Source organism: Pedobacter sp. AC379, assembly GCF_979258145.1.
Genome location: NZ_OZ409839.1, coordinates 166,059 through 189,968 on the forward strand (window position 1 = coordinate 166,059; position 23,910 = coordinate 189,968).

At 40.0% G+C, this 23,910-nt stretch carries 17 protein-coding genes; 6 read left to right on the forward strand and 11 right to left on the reverse strand.

Annotated elements, in window-relative coordinates; genetic code table 11:
• Positions 1-140: 140 nt before the first annotated feature.
• The 5 genes from ACZZZW_RS00735 (at position 141) to ACZZZW_RS00755 (ending at position 8,737) form a co-directional block, all read left to right on the forward strand.
• Positions 141-3,371 carry a SusC/RagA family TonB-linked outer membrane protein gene (locus ACZZZW_RS00735; protein ID WP_463492009.1) on the forward strand — a complete coding sequence of 1,077 codons (3,231 nt, stop codon included), beginning with the start codon at positions 141-143 and terminating at the stop codon, positions 3,369-3,371.
• A gap of 17 nt (positions 3,372-3,388) precedes the next feature.
• Positions 3,389-5,233: a RagB/SusD family nutrient uptake outer membrane protein gene (locus ACZZZW_RS00740; protein WP_463492010.1), complete on the forward strand. Its 1,845-nt coding sequence runs from the start codon at positions 3,389-3,391 to the stop codon at positions 5,231-5,233.
• 10 nt (positions 5,234-5,243) lie between these two features.
• Positions 5,244-6,890, forward strand: a complete 1,647-nt coding sequence (locus ACZZZW_RS00745; RefSeq protein ID WP_463492011.1) for a DUF4957 domain-containing protein — start codon at positions 5,244-5,246, stop codon at positions 6,888-6,890.
• A gap of 70 nt (positions 6,891-6,960) precedes the next feature.
• A complete protein-coding gene (locus tag ACZZZW_RS00750) occupies positions 6,961-7,983 on the forward strand; it encodes a pectinesterase family protein (protein WP_463492012.1) in 1,023 nt (340 codons plus the stop codon).
• A gap of 13 nt (positions 7,984-7,996) precedes the next feature.
• Positions 7,997-8,737, forward strand: a complete 741-nt coding sequence (locus ACZZZW_RS00755) for a rhamnogalacturonan acetylesterase (RefSeq protein ID WP_463492013.1) — start codon at positions 7,997-7,999, stop codon at positions 8,735-8,737.
• A gap of 18 nt (positions 8,738-8,755) precedes the next feature.
• Here ACZZZW_RS00755 and ACZZZW_RS00760 read toward each other — a convergent pair whose 3' ends face one another.
• The 5 genes from ACZZZW_RS00760 to ACZZZW_RS00780 form a co-directional block, all read right to left on the reverse strand.
• Positions 8,756-9,247, reverse strand: a complete 492-nt coding sequence (locus ACZZZW_RS00760) for an SRPBCC family protein (RefSeq protein ID WP_463492014.1) — start codon at positions 9,245-9,247, stop codon at positions 8,756-8,758.
• Positions 9,248-9,259: 12 nt separating this feature from the next.
• Positions 9,260-10,189, reverse strand: a complete 930-nt coding sequence (locus tag ACZZZW_RS00765) for a TIGR01777 family oxidoreductase (protein WP_463492015.1) — start codon at positions 10,187-10,189, stop codon at positions 9,260-9,262.
• A 5-nt stretch (positions 10,190-10,194) separates the two neighbouring features.
• Positions 10,195-11,010, reverse strand: coding sequence for a thiol-disulfide oxidoreductase DCC family protein (locus ACZZZW_RS00770; protein WP_055902809.1), 816 nt, complete (start codon positions 11,008-11,010; stop codon positions 10,195-10,197).
• A gap of 152 nt (positions 11,011-11,162) precedes the next feature.
• On the reverse strand, positions 11,163-11,669 hold the full coding sequence (locus ACZZZW_RS00775) for a GbsR/MarR family transcriptional regulator (protein WP_055902812.1): 507 nt from the start codon (positions 11,667-11,669) through the stop codon (positions 11,163-11,165).
• 28 nt (positions 11,670-11,697) lie between these two features.
• Positions 11,698-12,819 (reverse strand): alginate lyase family protein, encoded by a 1,122-nt coding sequence (locus ACZZZW_RS00780; protein WP_463492016.1) that lies wholly within the window; start codon positions 12,817-12,819, stop codon positions 11,698-11,700.
• A gap of 126 nt (positions 12,820-12,945) precedes the next feature.
• Between ACZZZW_RS00780 and ACZZZW_RS00785 the strand changes: the two genes are divergently transcribed.
• Positions 12,946-15,441 (forward strand): YfhO family protein, encoded by a 2,496-nt coding sequence (locus ACZZZW_RS00785; RefSeq protein ID WP_463492017.1) that lies wholly within the window; start codon positions 12,946-12,948, stop codon positions 15,439-15,441.
• Between the two features lie 200 nt (positions 15,442-15,641).
• Here the strand turns inward: ACZZZW_RS00785 and ACZZZW_RS00790 are convergent, their stop codons facing one another.
• The 6 genes from ACZZZW_RS00790 to ACZZZW_RS00815 form a co-directional block, all read right to left on the reverse strand.
• Positions 15,642-17,267: an NADP-dependent glyceraldehyde-3-phosphate dehydrogenase gene (locus tag ACZZZW_RS00790; RefSeq protein WP_463492018.1), complete on the reverse strand. Its 1,626-nt coding sequence runs from the start codon at positions 17,265-17,267 to the stop codon at positions 15,642-15,644.
• 117 nt (positions 17,268-17,384) lie between these two features.
• A complete protein-coding gene (locus ACZZZW_RS00795; RefSeq protein WP_055902830.1) occupies positions 17,385-18,824 on the reverse strand; it encodes an MFS transporter in 1,440 nt (479 codons plus the stop codon).
• Between the two features lie 22 nt (positions 18,825-18,846).
• Positions 18,847-19,509, reverse strand: coding sequence for a bifunctional 4-hydroxy-2-oxoglutarate aldolase/2-dehydro-3-deoxy-phosphogluconate aldolase (locus ACZZZW_RS00800; RefSeq protein WP_200912240.1), 663 nt, complete (start codon positions 19,507-19,509; stop codon positions 18,847-18,849).
• A complete protein-coding gene (locus tag ACZZZW_RS00805) occupies positions 19,502-20,557 on the reverse strand; it encodes a sugar kinase (protein ID WP_055902833.1) in 1,056 nt (351 codons plus the stop codon). The genes ACZZZW_RS00800 and ACZZZW_RS00805 overlap by 8 nt, the downstream gene beginning before the upstream one ends.
• A 114-nt stretch (positions 20,558-20,671) precedes the next feature.
• Positions 20,672-22,072: a glucuronate isomerase gene (uxaC, locus tag ACZZZW_RS00810; RefSeq protein ID WP_463492019.1), complete on the reverse strand. Its 1,401-nt coding sequence runs from the start codon at positions 22,070-22,072 to the stop codon at positions 20,672-20,674.
• Positions 22,073-22,262: 190 nt separating this feature from the next.
• Positions 22,263-23,909, reverse strand: a complete 1,647-nt coding sequence (locus ACZZZW_RS00815; RefSeq protein WP_055902838.1) for a UxaA family hydrolase — start codon at positions 23,907-23,909, stop codon at positions 22,263-22,265.
• Position 23,910: the final 1 nt, after the last annotated feature.

Here is a 23,910-nt window from a genome sequence, read left to right on the forward strand (position 1 = left end):
TTGGTTTTTAGTTTGTAAAATTGTTACATCAACGTAACCAAATATAAATAAACAATAACATCCCGAAATAGAATTATATTCTAATGCAAGCAATTGCAACTTCAAATAAGTATCCAAATCATTTCAAATCATTATTAATTATGAGCAGAGTTTTACTCTATTTTGCATTTCTCTCTTTTTTTGGATTATCCGTAGCCCAGGCTCAAACCAGGCAAATTACCGGAACGGTAAAGGATAAGTCAGACGGGCAGGTCTTAATCGGCGTAAGTGTTTCGGTAAAAGATGCTAAAAATGGGGCCAGTACAGATGGCAATGGTGCATACAAAATTACCGTTCCTGCCAAGGGTGGCGTACTTGTTTTTACGTACATCGGCTATAAAACCAAGAGCGTTGCCATTGGCGACCAAAGTAAAATGGACATCACGCTTGAAGAAGATGCCAACACTTTGCAAGAGGTTACAGTAAACATCGGTTACGGTTCGGTGCGTAAAGAGGCATTAACGGGTTCGGTATCCTCTATAACGGGCAAAGATATTGATCAGTTCCCTGTAAGTACCGCAGCACAGGCGCTAGCCGGAAAACTGGCGGGTGTTTCGGTTACCACATCAGAGGGAAGCCCGGGGGCCGAGATTGTTATTAAAGTGCGGGGTGGAAGTTCACTTACGGGAGATAATTCTCCGCTATACATTGTTGATGGCATCCAGGTAGAAAACGCTTTATCGATTTTATCGCCTAACGAAATACAATCGATCGATGTTTTAAAAGATGTAGCTTCTACCTCAATATATGGTAGCAGAGGTGCTAATGGCGTGGTAATCATCACTACCAAAAGTGGAAAGAAAGGCCGCCCTGTAGTATCATTCGATGTTTATGCAGGTGCAAGGCAGATTGTAAACAAACTCGATGTGATGAATCCTTATGAGTTTATCAAGTATCAATACGAGCTCTACAATAACAACACCACACAGGATGTTAAAGATACTTTTACCAAAAAATACGGTACTTTCGATGATCTTGATATTTATAAAAACATCCCGAATATCGATTGGCAGGATAAAGTTTTTGGTCGCCAGGCCTGGAGCAATACTGAGGTTTTAAATTTATCTGGTGGTACCACAAAAACGACCTATAATGTTTCTGTAAACAATACGAAAGAAGATGGTATTATGCTCAACTCAGGTTACAGAAGAACCTTTGCTTCTGTGCGTTTAGACCATAAATTTTCGGATAAATTCAGGGTTGGCTTAAATGCACGTTACAGCGGGCAGCGTATTGATGGTGTGGGTACAACTTCTACCGGATCGCAAGGTACCAACCGATTAAGGAACTCTGTGCGTTACCAGCCATATTCTGGCGGTAGTGATTCTGGCGATTTATTCGATGCTGATTATTTAACTACCGGATTAACCAATCCAATTACACTTGCCAACCAGGAATTGAAGTATGATTACAGAAACGATTTAATCAGCAGTGGTTATGTGCAATATTCCATTCTTAAAAATTTAACCGTCAAAAGTACTGTGGGTTATAATAGAACCAGCAGACATACCAATACTTTTAATGGCCCTGTAAGTAATGTGGCAAGAAATAATGCCGGTTTACCTGCAATACAACTCGATACGGTTTCGCAAAAATCTTTTATCAATACCAATACCATCAATTATAAACCAGATTTGGGAAAAGACCACAGTTTGGATATTTTGGTAGGACAGGAAATTAACATGGTAGATATTGATTCGAGAACGACAGTACTTAAATTTTTGCCCATTGATATCTCAGCGAGTGATGCATTTGTAAGTCCAGCTCCTGCAAATACGATACAAGACCGCCCAACATCGTTAATTTCAGGCACCAGGCAGTTTTCTATTTTTGGCAGAGCATCATACGGCTTTCAGAATAAATATTTAGCTACAGTAAATTTTAGAACAGATGCTTCTTCGTTATTTGCCGCAGGTAAACAATGGGGTTATTTTCCATCGGCGCAGGTAGCCTGGAGAGTAACTGAAGAGAAATTTGTTAAAGACATGAACCTTAGCTGGTTAAATAATTTTAAAGTAAGGTTTAGTTATGGTGCAGCAGGGAACAACCGCATCGGCCAGGATTTATTCAGAACGCTTTTTTACCTAAGTTCAACCACTGGTGGCTACGCAGATACAGATGGGACGGTTTCAACTGGTCTGATTTCGGGTACAGCTACCGGAAATATCTTATCCAACCCTAACATTACCTGGGAAACCAACATCTCTAAAAACTTGGGTATAGATATTGATCTCTTTAAGAACAAGTTATCGCTTAATCTGGATTATTATGATAACAGAACGAAAAACCTGCTTTTAAATGCAAACGTACCACAAACAACAGGTTATGCCACACAGCAGCAAAATGTGGGCAAAACGCAAAACAGGGGCTTTGAGGTACAATTGAACTATCAGGCGGTAAAATCAAAAAATTTCAGCTATAACACCAGTTTTAATATTTCGTTCAACAAAAATAAAATTGTTGAGCTGCAAAATGGTGTAAGTTCTTATATCACACAATCAGGATGGGTGAACAGTTTAGGCGATTTTAAAGTTGAGGTAGGCCAACCAGTTGGGCAGTTTTACGGTTTCATTTCAGATGGCCGCTATACTGTTGATGATTTTACAAACGTTCAAAACACCACTACCGGCGCTTATACCTACACGCTTAAACCAACAGTTGCTAACGCCAGGGTTTTGTTGGGCAACCGCGATCCACAGCCGGGCGATATGAAAGTGAAAAAATTATCATCATCAGCAAGCATGATGATCGGTGATGATGACAGAACGGTTTTAGGTACAGCACAGCCGAAATTTACAGGCGGCTTGAATAATCAGTTTGCTTATAAAAACTTTGATTTAACTGTATTTGTAAACTTTAGCTACGGAAGTAAAGTTTATAATGCCAATAAAATAGAATTCACCTCACAATACAATGTAAAGGACAACAATTTACTGGCTGTTATGAATGACAGGTGGCAAAATTTTGATGCAAATGGTGTAAAAGTTACAGACCCGGCATTATTAACCGCAATGAATGCCAATACCACGCTTTGGACGCCTACAGGTGGCAATTACGCCTTAACATCATACGCGATTGAAAACGGATCCTTTTTAAGGATCAGCAACGTAACATTGGGTTATTCCCTGCCGCAAAGTTTAATTAAAAAAACAGGTTTTATCTCAAAACTAAGGGTTTACGGTACGGTTAACAACTTGTATACCATTACCGGTTACACAGGTTACGATCCTGAAGCCAATACGCGCAGATCGAATCCGCTTACGCCAGGTATTGATTATGCGGCCTACCCACGGAGCAGGTACATACTTGCTGGTATTAACATGGCATTTTAATTTCAACATTAAAGAAAATGAACAATAAATTTATAAAATCGGCTTTAATGGTAATTGCTGTTGGAGCATTGAGTATAACTACTTCCTGTAAAAAATATTTAGATGTAGAATCGCCATCAACTTCCTCACCTGATGTTGTTTTCGAAAGCACGGCCAATACGAACGCGGCAGTTATTGCTGTGTATAACCGCCTTTGTGGAGATAATGGTTATGGAAGTCGTATTTCTACACTTTTTGGCTTAACTGCCGATGATTTTAAAACGTCGGGGAGTTACAGCTCATCTGATCGTAGGGGGATAAGCATGTACGGCGCGAGTTCAGATAATACTGATCTGGTTAATCCATTTTTGCAATTATATGCAGGTGTAGAACGTGCAAACATCTGTATCAAATTTATTCCGGCCTCAAAACTTTATGCCAATGGATCAGATGCAGAAAAAACGGTTATGAAACGCTATTATGGCGAGGCTTTAACCTTAAGGGCTCAGTTTCTGTACGAACTGATCCGCAACTGGGGAGATGTTCCGGCATCTTTTGTTCCTGCTGCTGATGCGGAAACATTGTACGGACCTAATGTAGACCGTAATAAAACTTACGACCAGATCATCGCTGATTTAAAAGTGGCTGAAGATTTAGTGCCATGGAGAAGTGGAATTACCGAATATGGCAGTTTCCGTTATACCAAAGGCGCAATAAAAGCTTTACGTGCACGCATTGCTTTAGCAAGAGGCGGTTATTCATTAAGATCGGCCAGCCATACCATGGAACGCAGTGCTGATTACCTTACCTATTATAAAATAGCTTTTGATGAGTGCCTTGATCTGATGAACCACCGTTCTGAGCATAACCTGAACCCGGTTTATGAAAATGTATTTAAAACCCTGCATACCGCAAACCGCCTTGATGATGCACATGAACTGATGTTCGAAGTTGCAGCCTTTGGAGGAAACGCATCTACAGACAGTAAACTTGGTTATTATAATGGAATCCGCTTCAATTCAGCCTCTACTTTTGGGTCTGGCGGTGGTGGAATGAATGCCATTCCTACTTATTTTTACGAATTTGATGTAAATAAAGATTGCCGGAGAGATGTAACGATTGGCGTTTTCGAGATTACTGCAACATCAAAAAAAATAGTGAATACTTTATTTAACATGACGGATGGAAAATTCCGTAAATCGTGGACAGCCTTTAATAATTCATCTGCCGCGCAAACATTTGGCATAAACTGGCCAATGTTGCGATTTGCTGATGTTTTACTGATGTATGCAGAGGCTGATAATGAAATAAACGGTGCCCCATCTGCAACTGCGGTAAGTGCATTGCAAGAAGTGCAAAAACGTGCGTACGCTGGTTTTGAAACACAAATTCCTGTAACCCCATTGGATAAAGCAGGGTTTTTTAATGCCATTGTTAAGGAACGCCTGTTGGAATTTGGTGGTGAGGGTATCCGCAAGTATGATTTGATCCGCTGGAATTTACTGGCAGGTAAATTTGAGGAAACCAGAAATAAAATCCGGGCTTTAGTTGCCGGAACGGGAGATTATGCGAGTGTACCAAATTACATTTATGCAAAAGAAAGCGATTATTTGTTGGGCACAAGTGTAAATGAGGTAGCCAAACTCGATTTGTATGGTGGAGCGCCTAATAATGTCTTTGCCTCACCCGGATTAAATGTTACAACTGCTCCGGCGGGTTATAACACCAAAAACTGGAGAAAGGCCGTTACTGAAGAAAATTCGATCACCAGTACTTCTACCGGTATTGCTTTTTACTTCGAAGCCAATAAAAAGGAACTGTTCCCTTATCCTAAAACAACACTAATCGAAAATCCAAGTATGGTTCAAAACTTTGGCTATTAAGGTATTTATTATGAAAAAAATTATAGATCAATTGGGGTTTAAATTCGTCATTTTATTATTGATGACTGTAGCAATTTCTTCCTGCAAAAAAGAAGATGATGCGCCAACAGAACCGGCAAGAATTTTTAAACCGGGTGATGTGAAAATTACTGCCGGAGAAACTTCTGCAAAGTTAACCTGGTCTTTACCGCTCATGTCTACAGGGAAAACTTTTAAATATAGTATCGATTTCTCTACTGATTCACTGTTTGCAACGGTAAATTACAGCACTACGGCCGATACTGCGGGTGTAACTGTAACTGAAGATAATTTAGCGGTAAGAACTAAATATTACGCAAGAATTAAGGCCAATGCCACCGAAAGTCAGCCAGAATCGAAATATGTTCGCAGCAGTGCTTTCCAGTTAACAGGAATCCAGTTGTTTCAGGCCATCAGGGATATTGAAATTAAAGAAACAACCGCTAAACTGTATTTTACCCCAACAACAGGCTTAACTTCAATTGTAGTAACCCCGGCCACAGGTGCAGCTGTTACAGTTGCATTAAATACAAGCGATGTAACATTGGGTGTTAAAGCACTTAACACGTTAACTGCTGGCACAAAATACACGGCAGAGCTATTTGCCGGACCAAAAAGCAAGGGAATAACCACTTTCACCACACTTGCACCCACTACCTATACGGTAAAACTTAACCCTGGAGATGACCTGGCAGCAGCAATTGCAAGTGCGGCAAATGGCGCAATAATCGGCCTTAATCCTGGTACTTATACTTTGGCTGCAGCAACTTTTATTACCCAAAAAACCATCACTATCAAATCAATATCGGGCAACCCGGGCGATACAAAAGTGAATTATAAAGAGATTGATGTAGAAGGCACTGGTGCAGGTGTAACGCTATCAGGTATTGAATTTGATGGAACTGCTGGTGCATCGCTTTATTTTATCAATTTTATCGGCTCACAAGCAGCAAATGGATCTGCAGCAACTTTTACTAATGTTGTGGTAGATAACTGTGTAACGCATGGCTCTACTACTGCCTTTTTAAGGGGCGACAGGGGTACAGCAGTACGCGATTTTAAAATCACGGGCATTACCGTTAACAATTCGGTTGTATACGATATGGGTTTAAATGGTTCTTCTGCCTATTATACCTTTCATTTAAATAAAATGCAGTTTGCTAACCTTAACATTTCTAAGTCTACTTTCTATAATGCCGGCCCTGGGTTGGTTACTGCCAGCACCACATACACTGGCGATGTAACGCCTACAGTTTCCATTACCAATTCTACTTTTAACGGTTTTGGCGGCAATGCGAAATATGCACTGTTAGATGCAAATGCAAACCCAATTAACTTTACCATTGCAAATAGTATTTTAGCCAATACCCCTAAATCAGGTACGGTGAACGCGGCTGCCATAAGGGGTACCGGTGCAGCAAGTACACTTAGAATTTCCAACAGCAATTATTTCAATCTTTCAAGCGCATTAACCAATGGTACCGCCCTAACCTTTGGTACGGCAACATTGGTGAGTAACCAATCTATTAATTTGGGCTGGACTGCTGTAACAACAGACTTTACATTGCCTGCCGGCTCACCTTTAAGAACTGCCGGAAGCGCGGGAGGGCCAATCGGTGATCCTAAATGGACATACTAACAAAATTACAGGGCAGGTTTTAATCTGCCCTTTTTTAATGAACTTTATGCTGTAGATTTAATTGAAAAGAATGACAAGAATATCCTATCTTAAGTTTATCACGCTACTCATATTAAGCACAGTTCCCTTTCTTTATCTGCATGCTCAGGATCCCAAATATCCTTCAGCAATCACTGTCGCGCAGGATGGGAGCGGAAATTATAAAACCATTCAGGAAGCTGTTAATTCGGTAAGGGATTTAGGAGAAAAAGAGATTAAAATCTTTGTAAAGCATGGTCTGTACAAAGAAAAACTGATTATTCCATCGTGGAAAATTAACCTCTCGATTATTGGTGAAAGCGCCGCAGAAACCGTCATTACTTTTGATGATTATTCGGGAAAGTCAAATCCGCTGGGTAAAGATGTTTTTGGCAATGCTAAATTCAGCACCTATACCTCCTTTACGGTATTGATTCAGGGAAATGATATCCACCTCGAAAATTTAACCATTATCAATTCAGCGGGCCGGGTGGGGCAAGCAGTTGCACTGCATGTAGAGGGCGACCGATTTGTAGCCAAAAACTGTAGATTTTTAGGCAATCAGGATACGCTTTATGCCGCCATCGAAAATAGCCGCCAGTTTTATCAGAACTGCTATATAGAAGGTACAACAGATTTTATTTTTGGCAAAGCAACAGTTGTGTTTCAAAACTGTACGATAAAAAGTTTGACTGATTCTTATGTAACTGCAGCTGCAACATCTGCACAGCAAAAATTTGGATTTGTTTTTCTAAATTGTTCACTTATTGCAGATTCTACGGTAACTAAAGCCTATTTGGGCAGGCCGTGGCGACCTTATGCAAAAACGGTATTTATAAATTGCAATCTTGGTAAACACATCTTATCCGAAGGTTGGAACCCATGGAAAGGCGATAAAATGTTTCCGGATAAAGAGCTGACCGTGTTTTATGCAGAATATAGAAATACCGGTGATGGCGCATCAGCAAAAACAAGATTACCCTGGGCGAAGCAATTGACAGATAAAGAAGCAAAAAATTATACTTTAAAAAATATACTCGGCGGAGCAGATCAATGGTATCCGCCGCATTTATAGATTAACAGAAAATATGAAAATCAATTTCTTTAAAATTTTAGCTGCTGGAACTTTAGCTATTTTACTGTCTTTTACCTTCATCCAAAAGAAAACCAAACTTTATATTATTGGCGATTCTACTGCTGCCAACAAAGAGCAAAAGGCTTTTCCCGAAACAGGCTGGGGAATGGCATTGCAATCCTATTTTAAGGCAGATGTCACTGTTGATAACCGGGCACTGAACGGGAGGAGTACAAAATCATTCCGGGCCGAAAAGCGCTGGGACCCTATTTTAGCTCAGCTTAACCCGGGCGATTATGTTTTTATAGAATTTGGCCACAATGATGAAAAAGTAGATAAACCCACCGTTGGCGTTTCTTTAGCTGATTTCAAAATTAATTTGGTGAAGTATGTAAATGAAACCAGGAGCAAAAAAGCTTTTCCTGTTTTACTTACACCAATTTCGCGAAGAAGTTTCAAAAATGGTGTTTTAATCGATTCTCATGGCGATTATCCCCGGATTACCCGTCAGGTTGCCGATTCGCTAAACGTTCCTATGATTGATATGCTGGCAAAAACTGAGAGCTTATTAAACCGCCTCGGCGAAGAACCCTCCATTAAATTATTCAACTATGTTGATTCCGGAAATGTAAATTATCCAAACGGGAAAAAAGACAACACGCATTTAAGTCCTGAAGGGGCAAAACAAATTGCCGGCTTGGTGGTAAAAGGCATTAAAGAGTTGAAGCTTAACCTGGTTAAGAGTTTAAAATAGGGATAGGATATAATTAAATTATAAATATTGGATTTTAAGCATATTAGACGGGGAATTATCAAAATTTGCCACACGACTCAGCATTTCATTTCTTTTTAACAACAGTTTCTTCATATAACTTTTTAGAAACACTTTATTTGCCAACCAGCCAAGTATACCAAAAGGTGCCTCGAACCAAAATATATCGGTCATTTCTGTCTGTGTGCCAAGTACTTTAAACAGGTGTTGATGATGGAGCTTTTTAAAAGGGCCTTTTATCATTTCATTTTCAATAAAAAAGTTTGGCCGCTCCATTGCAGTAATTTTATTGCTCATGGTAAAATAAAGCCCTAAATGCTTGGCTCGCCAGGTAACAGATTCATTTAAGCAAATTAGTCCATTTATTTTTCCTGCAATGGCTTTCTCACCCGATTGTTGCATCGATTGTACATGAAGATCAATACTCCTCGCCAAATTAAAACAACTTTCAACAGGTGCATCAATCAATGTTTTTAAAACAATTAATGGCATAAATTCTTTAACTTAATTTTTTCCTTCTACACTCAAAGCCGCTACCGCCTCATCTATATTTGCATATTTAAACCCGAAACCGTTAGCCAGTAAAATACCCGGTTTAACCCACCTGCTTTTTAAAATCAGTTCGGTTTCTGTGCCAATAATTTTTGCGCCAATGCCCAATAGCCAGGCAGGGGCAGGTAACCCAAAACCAATGCCATATGCTTTTCTGATACTGCGCATAAACACATTGTTTTTAACAGCTTCCGGAGCAGTACAATTTACAGCTCCTTCAATTTCTTTGTGCTGAAGTAACCACTCGATACTTCTTGCAGCATCTTGCTCGTGTACCCAGCTTACGTATTGTTCGCCATTACCCTGTTTGCCGCCCATGCCCAGTTTTACCAGGTTGAGCAGCCTTGGAAATGCACCATCACTAAGCCCAATTACAATGCCCATTCTTAGTGCTACTTTTCTTGTTTTTGGGGTATTGGTTTCAAAAAAACTACTCTCCCAGGCTTTACATACTTCGATAGAAAAACCTTCACCAATTTCACCTGTTAACTCATCTTGCGGACGATCTTCTGCATGCCTGTAAATGGTTGCTGAGGTAATGTTGATCCAAAGTTTTGGTGGGTTTTCCATTTCACTGATCACTTTACCCAATAACCGTGTAGGGATCAATCTTGAATCGAAAATGGCTTTCTTGTTTTGTTGGGTATATCTGCAGTTTACATTTTTACCACAAAGGTTAACCAATAAATCAGCATCCTGAAGGTTTACACTCCATTCATCAACAGTTCTACCATCCCACAACAGCGTTTTAATGTTCCCCTTTGCGGCTTTTGGTTTCCTGGCGAGGATAATCACTTCGTTAGCCAAATGGCTAAAATATTGGGCCAGTATGGTTCCTAAGTAGCCATTTCCGCCAGCGAGTATAATTTTTCCATATTTCATGATTTCTACAAACTAAAGATCAAACCCAAAACAATTAAACGGTAAAGTGCCCAGCTGATACTCATTATTAAACCCAATTTTAACAGCCTGCCCCTGCGAAGGTGCTCTAAAAACATGAGTCCGGCAACCATTAAAAAATAAAGGATATAAAATAGCGGGTGAATATTGAAATATTTGGCCAATGCTAAACCAGGTATCAGCAAAATTGCGCCTGCAAAAGAGATCGTCATCATGTTGCCCAGGTAATCCCAAAGTTTTTCTTTCTTATAAAAAGCAATAACGGCACCTTGAAAAAACAACTGACCGCCACAAATCAGGTACTCACGGTATTTGCTGCCTAATGGTACAAAATTGGTAAGCAGGTGTGCATAAGCTGTTAATACATAGGCAGTAATTAACCAGGTTAAAACTAGGTAAGCCATGCGGTAATGAACTTTAAAGCTTGGCTGTATGGTATTTTCTTTAATTGCCGCCGGAATAATCACCTTGCGGTTGTAAGAGATAAAGGCATAAAATTTACGCATGATAAACACAAATGGGCCAAATGAAAACAAGGGTTTAAAAAAGGGCATGCTGTGCGCAATAATTTTGAATAAACTCTGAATACCATAGCTAACTTCGCCATTTTCGATGTTTACGAGTGCAATCTCATTGGCTGCCCGTTGCCGATCTACCAATGGGCAAATATTTTCGGGCATTTGTTGGTAAGCTTCCCGACCAGCTTTTTCTAGCATACCTGTCTTCACAAATGCTTTGGTATATACGTTACACATTGGGCATTCATTGTCATACAAAATCAAATGGTTATAAAGCGTTTTCATATTATTTTAATTTTAATATTTTCAGTAAAAACTGAAAGTTTACTTTAAAAAATTAAGCCGAACTCAATGTTGGGCTTTTGAATGAATATTTAGTTTAGTATTTAGCCGTTTAAGGTAATGAATACACCGCTCGCAAGTTTCACATCTCCAACCTACTTAAACACTTTTAATACCGAACCCCAAAACCAGCTTTCCTCTGCTTTGAGCATGGTTTCCAAGGTTTTATCCACGTTAATGGCCAATTTATTAATATCTTTAATTGATTTTTTAAAGGTTGTAAATTCAGGATCCTTTTCATCACCTGTTACCACAGAAAGTTCGTTAAGTACTTTCAACACAGGTTCTAATTCTCTCTTTTTCCGTTCCTTAGCTACCTGCCGGGCGATATTCCAAACATCTTTATCAGCAAAAAAGTATTCCTTGCGTTCGCCGGCCTTATGTTGTTTTTCAATTAAGCCCCATCCAATTAAGTCGCGGAGCGTCATGTTGGCATTTCCCCTGGAAATGCTCAGTTGCTCCATAATTTCTTCGGTGGTTAGTGCTTCTGCCGAAATTAGCAGCAGCGCATGTACTTGTGCCATGGTGCGGTTAATTCCCCATTCGGAGCCTAATTTACCCCAAGCCTCTATGAATTTCAATTTTGCTGCTGCTAATTCCATACACAAATATAATGTTATTTTTAAACTTTCAAAAATTATTGAAACTTTCTTTATTCTGAAAACTTTTTGTGTTCCGCTCAATTTCCTCGAGCACCGTTCGCAAGTTTTTTTGGTTGCCACTCAATTTTTGCAATAATCCAATCTGCGTTGGATCGAAATACACTGAAAACCTTAATACTGGAAGCGCTAAATCTGGTTTAAACATTGTGCCAGGAGCAAAACCAGGTTCATTATTTTTGGCACGGTCGCGATCGAATTTAACGGTTGTATTTACATATTCTTCGTGCTGCTTTTCGCCATTGATGTACGGGATTAACCACTCAACAGATTTTTTAATAGATGATGCTTTTGGCGATTCGTAGCTATAAAAATTCTGTCCATTAGCCCTGTCAATGATAATGGCCAGTTTTAACATTGGTTCCAGATCGTAAATGTGGTAGTGCATGGCATCTCGTTCTTTAAAATCCAAACTGGTACCATCGGGATAAAGATTGATGTTGATGTGGCTTTTAAGGTTTTCTATTGCCCAGTTAATCAGTTCCTGGTTGTTTAAAGCGTAACCAATTTCGCCAACTATTTTTAGGCGGTGGGCATTCCAGTTGTTAATTGCCGTAGCCCGGCCGGCTTTCATACGCTTGCTGTTAATTTCTGTTTGTGCGGTTTCGTTAAGCCATTGCTCAATCGGCTTTTTATCCGCAGCTGAAATTTCTTTCTTAATCAGATCATAGGCTTCAACTGCCGGATCGAGATTGGTATCGTCGATAGGATCGCCATTTGGCCGATTTATTTTTGCCCAGGCAGCAAGAAATTCTACACATTTGTTTAAATATTTCTGCTCTCCGCTAAGCTGATATTGTAAAGCCAGAACGAACATTTTATTCATATCGGCCAATGCCTGCTGGGTTTTCAGTTTTTTCGGATTTCCTTTCAGTAAACCTTCCGTCCGGATGGTATCAATCGGGTTTGGCTGATCGTTAAGGTAAACTGAAGCAGATTTTTCGAAGCCCTGATAAAGCTTTCTAATTTCTTCGCTGTTTTTGATCTTATTTTTAAGTGTTTTGATTTCGCCAGGGTTTAAACTTACCAGTTGTGCAAAGGAGGCAAAATATAGGGAGGCGAGCGCAACGGTAATCACAAACTTTCTCATCATAAACGGGTTGGATTTTTATTCTCTAACACAAATCTAATTTTTTATTCGCCACCCTTTTAATTTATTCCTTTTTTATACCGCCCAATTTTTTATTTTTGACGTTCGTTTAAACTTAAACAAACCTTAATGAATAACTGGTTTAATAAAAATGGCGTACACCTGGCCATTATTGCATTTTTTGTAGTCATTACGTTTGCCTACTTCAGTCCTGTTTTGCAGGGTAAAGCGCCACAGCAGGGCGATGTTTTGCAGGCTAAAGCCATGCAGAAAGAAATTATGGATATTAAGGCAAAAGATGGCAAAGGACCGCTTTGGACCAACCAAATGTTTGGTGGTATGCCAGCTTATCAAATTTGGGTGCAATATCCTTTAAACATCACCACTTATGGTATAGATGTAATTAAAGGCATATTTCCTGACCCTGTTGGAACGGTTTTATTATACCTTTTAGGTGCTTATTTATTGTTCTGTGTACTCAAAATAAATCCCTGGCTTGCCGCTGCAGGAGCCATTGCCTTTGCATTTACCTCCTACAATTTTATCATTATTGCAGCCGGACACAGCAATAAAGCCCTGGCTATTGGTTTTTTTGCACCTATTTTAGCAGCTATTATTCTTACTTTAAGGGGCAGATATCTGGTTGGCGCGAGCTTACTGGCACTGTTTATGGCTTTGGAGATTCGTTCGAACCACATCCAAATGACCTATTATTTATTTATAGCGTTATTTATTTTGGCCTGTATAGAACTTTACCATGCTTTTAAGGCAAAACAACTGCCTGCATTCGGTAAATCCATCGCTTACATTGTTGCGGGCATTATACTATCAGTTTTGGTGAATGCGGGTACCTTGTGGACAACCTATGAATATGGAAAAGAAACTATCCGTGGCAAATCTAATTTAACAACTGATAAAGCTGAACCTGCAAACGGTTTGGATAAGGAGTATGCTTACCAGTGGAGCCAGGGTGTTGGAGAAAGTTTCTCGTTCTTAATCCCGAACATTTATGGCGGTGCCAGCAGTATTGATGAGATGATCAAACCTGAAAGCAACACGTATAAAGCCGTGGAGAAAAACCTTCAGGGTGTTGATCCAAAACAGGCCATTGGATATGTTGCCCAAAATCTGGGTACCAACCAATACTGGGGTAACAAGCCGGGTACATCGGGGCCATATTATTTTGGTGCGATTATCTGTTTCTTATTTGTTTTTGGGTTATTTATCGTTAAACACCGCTGGAAATGGTGGATTTTAGGCGCAAGCGTTTTGTTGTTGTTTCTTTCTTTCGGGCAAAACCTACCCTTTATTTCGGATATTTTCTTTGATTACCTGCCGGGTTACAATAAATTCAGGGCAGTAGAATCGATATTGGCAGTTGTTGGCTTATTGGTGCCGCTCTTGGCTATTTTAGCTATTAAGGAGGCGCAGGAAGGTCAATATGATCAAAAATATCTAGTGCAGCGTTTAACCTGGTCGGCAGGTATTACGGGAGGTTTCGCTTTAATTATTGCGGTGATCCCTACCGCATTCTTCAGCTTTACGCAAACCAACCAGGCTCAGGTTGTAGATGCATTAACACAAACCTTGCAGAATAACCGTGGTGCAGCAATTGAGATTTTAAATGGCGTTGTAGCAGATCGTGTAGCTCTGGCGCGTGCTGATGCTTTACGTACCTTATTGTTTATCGCTATTGGCTTCGGAATTACCTGGGCTTTTATTACCAAAAAAATGAATATGCAACTGGCCTTTGGTTTACTTGCACTGTTTGTTTTGATTGATTTATGGCAGGTAGACCGTCGTTATTTAAATAACCAGAATTTTGTAAGCAAAAACGACCTGAATAATCATTATCAACCGAGAGATGTAGATAATTTTATTTCGGCGGATAAAGATCCGAACTTTAGGGTTTTCGATTTATCATTAGGCGATCCGTTTAAAAGCGCCGAAACTTCTTACTTCCATAAAACAGTTGGTGGTTTCCACTCTGCAAGGTTGAAACGTTTTCAGGAATTGGTTGATAACCAGTTGACGAAAAGCATTAACCAGGATGTACTGGATATGTTAAATACAAAATACATTATTACGCAGGATCCTCAAACCGGATCGTATAAAATGCAACGTAATGCTACCGCTGCGGGCAATGCCTGGTTTGTGCAAAGTGTGCAGTTTGCCAGGAATGCTGATGAAGAGATGAAAGCAATAAGCAGTTTCGATGCTAAAAAAGAAGCTATTGTTGATGAAAGCTTTAAAGCCTTGATTGATACCAAACGCTTGGGTACCGGACAGGAAGGTTTTATCAAATTAACCGCTTATAACCCTGATCATTTAACATACGAATACTCAACCGCAAAAGATGTAATTGCCGTATTTTCTGAAATCTACTATAATAAAGGCTGGAAGATGTATATCGATGGGGTAGAAAAACCGTATTTCAGGGCTGATTATGTTTTACGTGCAGCACAATTAGAAGCTGGTAACCACAAACTAGAGTTTATTTTCCATCCTACGGCTTATTACGCTGGTGAGAAAATCTCATTGGCAGGGTCGATCCTGTTGTTGGCTGGTTTGGGTTTTGGATTTTATTCTGAAGAAAAAAAGAAAAAGAAGAGCGCTAAAGTTTAGTGGATTCCTTCCTTAAATTACACCCCGTAGAACTTGATTTTGCGGGGTTTTTTATTGTATACTATTTTTGATTAAATGCAGGATAAAGCGGAGAATCTGATTAGATAGATCTCTTCATTTAGGTATGCTTAAGTCGAGGTAAATCCGATACATAAATCGTCATTACGAGGCTTTTTCCCCGCAATGACGATCATTGTTATTTAGAAAATATATTTCGTGCTTAAAAAGTTAGAATCATCTCCTCTAACAATTTCGTTCAATAACTTTTTGTTATCATCTGTAAATTTGGTGGCTACCAAAGAACGGATAGAGAACGAACGCAATGCATCAACTACCGAAAGTGTTCCTTCGGCACTGTCTTTACGACCAGTGAACGGGAAGGCATCAGGTCCGCGCTGGCATTGGCAGTTAATATTTACCCGGCTTACCTGGTTTACCAAAGGATCGATTAACGAAGAGATTACCGCAGCATTATTGCTGAAAATACTCACCTGCTGGCCGTGAGGAGAACCAATTAAATATTCGATAGGCTCTTCCAGATCATCAAAAGGAACCACAGGAACAATCGGGCCAAACTGCTCTTCACGGTATAGTTTCATATTGCTGTTCACTGGGTAAACAATGGCCGGATACACAAAGGTTTCGAAGGTTTGACCACCATTTTTGTTGATCACTTTCGCTCCGTGCGAAACCGCATCATCAATACATTCTTTTAAATATTCTGGCTTGTTCAACTCTGGTAGCGGAGTAAGGTTTACTCCTTTTACCCATGGCATACCAAACTTTAGTTTTTCTACTTCGGCAGATAAACGCTTTAAAAATTCCTGAGCCAAGCTTCGGTGCACATAAACGATTTTAATCGCTGTACAACGCTGTCCGTTAAAAGAAAGCGAACCTAAAACTGTTTCAGAAACGGCTAAATCCAAATCGGCATCTTTAGTAATGATGGCAGCATTTTTTGCATCTAAACCTAAAATTGCCCTTAAACGGTTTACTTTAGGGTGCAGTTTCTTAAGCTCATTGGCCACTTTACTGGAGCCTATTAAAGTAAGCACATTAATTTTCCCCGATTTCATCAACCCAGGAACAATGGTATTACCGCGACCATAAATGGTATTGACCACACCTTTTGGAAAGCTGGAACGGAAAGCTTCCAATAATGGGTAGTGTAATAATGTACCGTGTTTAGGTGGTTTGAATAAAAGGGTGTTGCCCATAATCAAGGCAGGAATCAATGTAGTAAAAGTTTCGTTTAAGGGATAATTAAACGGACCCATACAAAGTACCACACCAAGTGGAGAACGGCGTACCTGGGCCACAATACCCTGCTCTATTTCAAAACGTGATGACTGCCTGTCGATATCCTTCAACGCATCAATGGTTGCATAGATATATTCGACGGTGCGATCGAATTCTTTTATTGAATCGGCGTAAGATTTTCCAATCTCCCACATGATCAATTTTGCAACAATTTCTTTTTGCTCAATCATTTTATGGGTAAAGTTTTCTACACAGGTGATGCGGTCGGCAACACTCATTGTAGGCCACTGCCCACGGCCATTGTCATAAGCGGCTACGGCTGCATCTAAAGCTTCTGCAGACTCTTTCTCTGTACAAACAGGGAAACTACCAATACGCTTTCGTTTAAAGCCTTCAGGGGTTTTTACGCATACCGGAGAAAACACTTCATTAAATGGTCCGTTCCAGGGTTTCATTTCCCCATTGGAAAGAAACTCCTTTTGATTGATTTCTTCCGTGAGCCTAAATTCATCTGGAATCTGGCTCTCTTCAACGAAAATACTTTCGAGGTTTAGAGGTGTACTCAATTTGGGTTGGTTATTAGGGTTTATAATTGTTAATCTATAGTTTAAGTATAGATTAACCTTGTTGCAAAGGTATTAATACGCAGATAATTTAACTTTACCTGTGTATTAAATCTGCAATTATTTTAGTTCAATAACTTTATATTTTGGCACTAAGGTTTTCATTACGGTCCAGCCAATTAAATAGCATACCGCACAAATGGAAAAAATAATAAAATAACCAGCTTCTTCACCTTTGAAGCCCATAAAAACAATCTTGTTTTTGCCTGTATAATCAAACAACAAACCAGAGCCTTTATTGATGATGAAAGAGCCTAGCCCGCCGGCCATACCACCGATACCGGTAATGGTGGCAATTGCTTTTTTAGGAAACATATCGCCTACGGTAGAAAATATATTGGCCGACCATGCCTGGTGGGCGGCACCTGCAATACCGATAATGATTACGGGAATCCAATAGGTAATATGCCCTAAAGGCTGTGCGGCCAAAGCCAATAATGGGAAAAATGCGAAAATCAGCATTGCTCTCATCCGGCCTTCATAAGGGTTCATTCCTTTTTTATCAACAAAATAAGTTGGTAACCAACCGCCAATTATTGATAAAAGGGTGATCATATAAAGCACAAATAGCGGAAGGGCACTTTGTGTAGAGTCCATTCCATAAACCGATTTTAAATAAGCCGGTGTCCAGAATAAAAAGAACCACCACACGCCATCGGTCATAAACTTACCAAAGGCAAAAGCCCAGGTTTGTTTGTATTTAAAGCAGTCGATAAAAGAAACTTTTTCTTTGGTTTCTTCCACATAATCGGCCAGTTTCCGGTCGTTAATTACATCCTGCTGTATATATGCCAGTTCTTCAGCACTAACTCTTTTATGCAATTCTGGCTTGTTATAAACAAAAACCCATAATCCCATCCATATAAAGCCTAATGCACCAATAATGATGAACGACATTTCCCAGCCATACGCCTTTGCAATAAAGGGAATGGTGATGGGCGCTGCAAGTGCACCAACCGTAGCCCCGGCGTTAAATATACTGGTTGCAAATGCCCTGTCTTTTTTCGGGAAATATTCTGCGGTGGCTTTAATTGCTGCCGGAAAGTTTCCTGCTTCTCCAACTGCCAATACAAAACGGGCAAAAATAAATAAGGTAACACTTACTGAAACCACTAACCCGGTATCGTTAACGCGGGAGATAACTTCTTTGGCACCTTCAAATCCCACAAACCAGTTTCCATTAATAATCCCTGCAGTTGCGATACCGCAAAAGGCATGTAAACAGGCACCAACAGACCAAACACCTATAGCCCATAAAAAGCCTTTTTTCGTGTCGAGTTTATCAACCAACCGGCCAGCAAAAAGCATTGATATTGCGTAGAAAATTGAGAAAAGCGCGGTAATATTTCCATAATCATTGTTATCCCAATGAAACTCTGGTTTGATAAAATCCGTCCAGGTTAAAGAAAGTACCTGCCTGTCTAAATAATTTATGGTCGTAGCTAAAAATAACAGCAAACATATGGTCCATCTGTATTTGCTTGTTTTGGATTGGTTCATTTGGTTAGGGTGTATTAGGGTTTTACTTGCTTTGCTGAATCAGATCAAGCGCTAATTTTGTGTTGTCGGATAACTCCTCATAAAGACCTTTGCTCATCACATCTTTACTGATTAATTTGCTGCCCATACCAACGGCACAAACGCCGGCTTTAAACCAGGTTTTTAAATTATCGGCATTAATTTCTACACCTCCTGTTGGCATAAACAATTGTCCGGCAAAAAGATCTTTGATTGATGAAATAAATTCAGGCCCTAAAATATTGGCAGGGAAAATTTTGATCAACATCGCTTTATGTTCCTGCGCAACGCTGATTTCGGTCGGCGTCATACATCCAGGGATCCAAAGCATCCCGATTTTATTGGCAATTTCGGCAACAGCCGGATTAACGATCGGTGCAACGATAAAATCTGTACCGGCTTCGATAAAAGCATGCGCATCGGCAGGCGTTTTTATTGTTCCGATGCCGAGATAAAGATCGGGCATTTCAGCATCGCGTATTTCTTTTAACTTTTTAAAGTTCGGTAAGGCTGATTTACCACGGTTGGTATACTCGAAAACACGTACACCCGCTTTATACAAGGTACGTAATATTTCTACACTACCCGATTCACTGTCTTGATAAAAAAGGGGTAGCATGCCCTGCTCTAAAATGGCATCTAAAATTTTGTGCTTGTTGCTAATCATTTCGTAGTATTCTTTTTTCAATATCTGCTACAGTACTGGTTGTAGCATCACTTGGAATGTATAATTTATCGTATGCTGCCGCAGTGGCAAAATTTAAGGTTTCTTTGGCTGATAACTGATTGTAAAAGCCATAAATAAGACCTGCCATAAAACAATCGCCACTTCCTACTTTATCCAAAATTTCATCAGATACATATTCTTCTGAAACGGTTAACTCATCAGCGGTATAAATGGCAGTGTAGTACCTGATGCCTTTACCATAATCGAACCTGAAGGTATTGGCAACGGCTTTACAAGCTGGAAACAAACTTAATATTTCTTTAGCGGTATCGGTTGCCTGTTGTAGTAACGTTTCCTTTGCATAACCTTCGCTTGGGGTTAAATCCTCATGCAGTGCAGTGCCCAACATTTTATTGGCGGCCCAAACATTGCCCATAATCAAAGTACAATATTGCGCCAGTTCTGGTAAAACATCAATCGGATCTTTACCATATTTCCAAAGTTTTGCACGATAGTTCAGGTCCAACGAAATGGTGATATTTTTTGCGGCTGCCACTTTTAAAGCTTCCAGGCAAACATCAGCAATTGATTGATTAATTGCCGGACAGATTGCGCTGAAATGAAACCAGGCAACGCCATCAAAAACCTCATCCCAATTGATCTGGCCAACCTTTAAATCGGCATAAGCAGAATTTGCCCTATCGTAAATTACTCCTGCATTTTTAAGGTCTTTCCCTTTCGGAAGGTAATAAAGGCCCAAACGCTCACCATGGTAAACCATCGGCGTAGTATCGATGTTTCTGGCATCAAGATAATCTACAATTTCCCTGGTTACCGAATTATCCGGCACCGCCGATAAATAAGAAGAGGGTACATTCCAAAGTGCCAGTGCTGTGGCCACGTTTAGCTCTGCACCGCCTACATAAAACGGAAGTTTGTTTTCTTTTAACCATGCACCGTCCATATCGGGGCAAATGCGCAAAAGTATTTCACCAAAGCTTAAAACTTTTTCTCCTTTTTTAGATGAAGCGAATATTTGGGTGCTCATTTTTATATTTAATCGGCGTATTTCATGCTGTTTATTGTTACGGTATGAAAATGGAAGGAAAACGATTGAAATGATTTATTTCCAATGAAATACCTCTCTAAAGCCCTATTTTGGTTAAAATTTAAAGTAATTTTTTGCGTTAAAGTACGAAATATCCTGCACAATCTTGCCAACCCACTCCAGGTCGTTAGGCAATTCGCCATTCTCAATGTCTTCGCCAAAGAGGTTGCAAACAATTCTTCTAAAATATTCGTGGCGTGGAAAGGAAAGGAAACTGCGTGAATCGGTAAGCATACCAACCAAACGGCTTAAAAGCCCCATATTTGATAATGCGTTTAACTGCTTGATCATACCGTCTTTTTGATCTAAAAACCACCAGGCTGACCCAAATTGCACTTTACCCGCTACAGAACCGTCGTTAAAATTTCCGATCATTGTTGCAATTAACTCATTATCAGCCGGATTAAGGTTATAGATAATGGTTTTTGCCAGTTTATCCTGATTATCCAAACGGTTTAAAAATTTGGACAGCATCCTGGCCTGACTAAAATCGCCGATCGAATCCCAGCCTGTATCAGGGCCTAGCTGCCTTAACATCCTTGCGTTGTTGTTGCGCAATGCACCCAAATGATATTGTTGTACCCAACCTTTTTCATGATCCCATTCTGCAAAGTAAATCAGCATTGCTGATTTAAATTTCAGGTTTTCCTGGTAAGAAATGGCTTGTTTACTGCGGATTTTGTCAAAAATTGCTGAGATTTCTGATTCGGTGTAGTCTTCAGCGTAAATTTGTTCTAAACCATGATCTGAAACGGAACAGCCATTTGCCGCGAAGTAATCGTGACGGCTTTTTAGCGCATCGATATAATCCTGAAAACTACTGATTGTTTTATCGGCAACACCTTCCAGTTTATCGATATATTGGTTTAAACCTTCAATATCGTCGCTGTTCATCGCCTTATCCGGCCGAAAGGCTGGCAACATTTTAAGGTTTGCGCCTTCTCTTGCCAGTTGTTGGTGAAAGTTTAAACTATCCAAAGGATCATCGGTGGTACAAACGGCCTCTACATTCATTTTGGCCAATAAACCCCGTACCGAATATTCTGGTGTCTGCAATTTTGCAGAACATTCGTCGAAAATTTTCTGAGCAGTTTTACCAGAAAGCAGGTCGTTTATGCCAAAATAGCGCTGAAGCTCCAAATGGGTCCAGTGGTATAATGGGTTACGTAATGTATATGGAACGGTTTCTGCCCATTTTTCAAATTTCTCATAATCTGAAGCCGCACCAGTGATGTATTTTTCATCCACACCGTTTGCACGCATGGCTCTCCATTTGTAATGGTCGCCGGCAAGCCAAACCTGACTGATGTTTGCAAACTGCGTATTATTGGCAATCTGCTCCGGAATAAGGTGATTATGGTAATCGATAATCGGCAATGATTTTGCAAAGTTGTGGTAAAGCTTTTCAGCAGTTTTGCTTTGCAAAAGGAAATTTTCGTCTAAAAAAGATTTCATGCTATGTAATTTGAGATAATAGAATTGAGGTGATCAATACGCATATCTGTTCATTTTTTTTATTTATCCCCGGTGTGTCAACAGAAACCGGAATTGAATTTATTGTTTATTCGCTTGGTGGTCTATAAAGACACAGAACGCGGAATTGGGTTCCAAGACTCACAAGTTGAGACTCAAGACTCCAGACTCACTACAAACTAACCCCTCGTTTCCATGGAATGAAATCATCCTGGTTAAGCAAAACTGCTTTAGGAATTACTTCGCCACTGGCTGCTTTAATGCAATATTCTAAAATATCTTCGCCCATTTGTTCGATGGTTTTTTCACCTTCAATTACCGGCCCGCAGTTAATGTCGATAATATCGCCCATGCGTTTGGTTAATGCATTGTTGGTTGATACTTTAATTGTCGGGCAAACAGGGTTTCCTGTCGGCGTACCCAAGCCTGTGGTAAACAAAATTAAGGTTGCCCCTGAAGCGGCTTTTCCTGTAGTAGCCTCAACATCGTTTCCGGGCGTACATACTAAGTTTAACCCTGGTTTTGTTGCAGGTTCTGTATAATCCAGAACATCTTCTACCGGCGATGTTCCTCCTTTTTTAGCTGCTCCGGTACTTTTAATGGCATCAGTAATTAAACCATCTTTTATATTTCCTGGCGAAGGGTTCATAAAAAATCCTGAGCCAACGTTTTCTGCAGATTGGTTGTAGGCTGTCATCAGTTGAATGAATTTACGTGCCGCAGTTTCGTCTTTCGTACGATCAATCAATTGTTGTTCGGCGCCGCAAAGTTCGGGGAATTCGGCAAGCAATACTGTGCCTCCCAAAGCCACTAATAAATCGGAAGTATACCCTACAGCAGGATTTGCACTGATTCCGCTAAAGCCATCGCTACCGCCACATTTTACACCTAAAACCAATTTGCTTAATGGTGCAGGCTGACGTTCGATTTTATTGATTTCGGTTAAACCGATAAACGTTTTTCTGATGGCTTCTTTAACCAATTGTTCTTCACTTTGTGATTGCTGCTGCTCAAAAATGAATAAGGGCTTATCAAAATTCGGACTACGGTGTTTTAAATCGTCCATAAAATCTTTCACCTGAAGGTTCTGGCAGCCTAAGCTTAATACCGTAACCCCGGCAACGTTCGGATGATCGGCATAGGCGGCCAATAATTTGCTTAATACAGCAGCATCCTGACGGGTACCGCCACAACCACCCTGGTGATTTAAAAATTTAATACCATCTACATTTTTGAAAACACGGTTGGCTGATGGATTTGCCAATCCTATTGAACTTGGATCAGCTTCTGCTAAAATTTCGCCGTTTTTATAGGCCTCAACCAACTGGTGTGCATAAGATTTATACTTATCGGTTACGGCATAACCCAATTCGTTGTGTAATGCTTCGCGGATTACATCCAGATTGCGGTTTTCGCAAAAAACGGTAGGGATAAACAACCAATAATTTGCTGTACCCACACGGCCATCACTACGGATATAACCATTAAAAGTTCTGTCTGCAAATTTAGATACATCAGGTGCATGCCATTCGTAATGATACGGACGGAATTCATAAGGATCTGAAGCATGTTTGGTGTTTTCAGTATCCATTAAACCACCTTTAAGGATAAAATGTTGTGCCTTACCTACAAGTACGCCATACATAATGATGTGGTCGCCTGCATTCATATCCTGCATAAAAAACTTATGCTTGGCCTGAATGTCATCCTGTAAAATATATTCCTGTCCATCATAAATAACTGTTTCACCTTTTGCCAGGTTTTGCAGGGCAACAAGTACATTATCGTTGGGATGGATTTTTAAAATTCTAGTAACCATT

What these genes read in the sequence shown, in the direction of transcription:
- ACZZZW_RS00765 (WP_463492015.1), bottom strand. Translation starts at nt 10,189, where the DNA reads ATGAAATATGGAAAAATTATACTCGCTGGCGGAAATGGCTACTTAGGA.
- ACZZZW_RS00735 (WP_463492009.1), top strand. Translation starts at nt 141, where the DNA reads ATGAGCAGAGTTTTACTCTATTTTGCATTTCTCTCTTTTTTTGGATTA.
- ACZZZW_RS00785 (WP_463492017.1), top strand. Translation starts at nt 12,946, where the DNA reads ATGAATAACTGGTTTAATAAAAATGGCGTACACCTGGCCATTATTGCA.
- ACZZZW_RS00805 (WP_055902833.1), bottom strand. Translation starts at nt 20,557, where the DNA reads ATGAGCACCCAAATATTCGCTTCATCTAAAAAAGGAGAAAAAGTTTTA.
- ACZZZW_RS00770 (WP_055902809.1), bottom strand. Translation starts at nt 11,010, where the DNA reads ATGAAAACGCTTTATAACCATTTGATTTTGTATGACAATGAATGCCCA.
- ACZZZW_RS00800 (WP_200912240.1), bottom strand. Translation starts at nt 19,509, where the DNA reads ATGATTAGCAACAAGCACAAAATTTTAGATGCCATTTTAGAGCAGGGC.
- ACZZZW_RS00745 (WP_463492011.1), top strand. Translation starts at nt 5,244, where the DNA reads ATGAAAAAAATTATAGATCAATTGGGGTTTAAATTCGTCATTTTATTA.
- ACZZZW_RS00750 (WP_463492012.1), top strand. Translation starts at nt 6,961, where the DNA reads ATGACAAGAATATCCTATCTTAAGTTTATCACGCTACTCATATTAAGC.
- ACZZZW_RS00740 (WP_463492010.1), top strand. Translation starts at nt 3,389, where the DNA reads ATGAACAATAAATTTATAAAATCGGCTTTAATGGTAATTGCTGTTGGA.
- ACZZZW_RS00795 (WP_055902830.1), bottom strand. Translation starts at nt 18,824, where the DNA reads ATGAACCAATCCAAAACAAGCAAATACAGATGGACCATATGTTTGCTG.
- ACZZZW_RS00780 (WP_463492016.1), bottom strand. Translation starts at nt 12,819, where the DNA reads ATGATGAGAAAGTTTGTGATTACCGTTGCGCTCGCCTCCCTATATTTT.
- ACZZZW_RS00815 (WP_055902838.1), bottom strand. Translation starts at nt 23,909, where the DNA reads ATGGTTACTAGAATTTTAAAAATCCATCCCAACGATAATGTACTTGTT.
- ACZZZW_RS00755 (WP_463492013.1), top strand. Translation starts at nt 7,997, where the DNA reads ATGAAAATCAATTTCTTTAAAATTTTAGCTGCTGGAACTTTAGCTATT.
- ACZZZW_RS00760 (WP_463492014.1), bottom strand. Translation starts at nt 9,247, where the DNA reads ATGCCATTAATTGTTTTAAAAACATTGATTGATGCACCTGTTGAAAGT.
- uxaC (WP_463492019.1), bottom strand. Translation starts at nt 22,072, where the DNA reads ATGAAATCTTTTTTAGACGAAAATTTCCTTTTGCAAAGCAAAACTGCT.
- ACZZZW_RS00775 (WP_055902812.1), bottom strand. Translation starts at nt 11,669, where the DNA reads ATGGAATTAGCAGCAGCAAAATTGAAATTCATAGAGGCTTGGGGTAAA.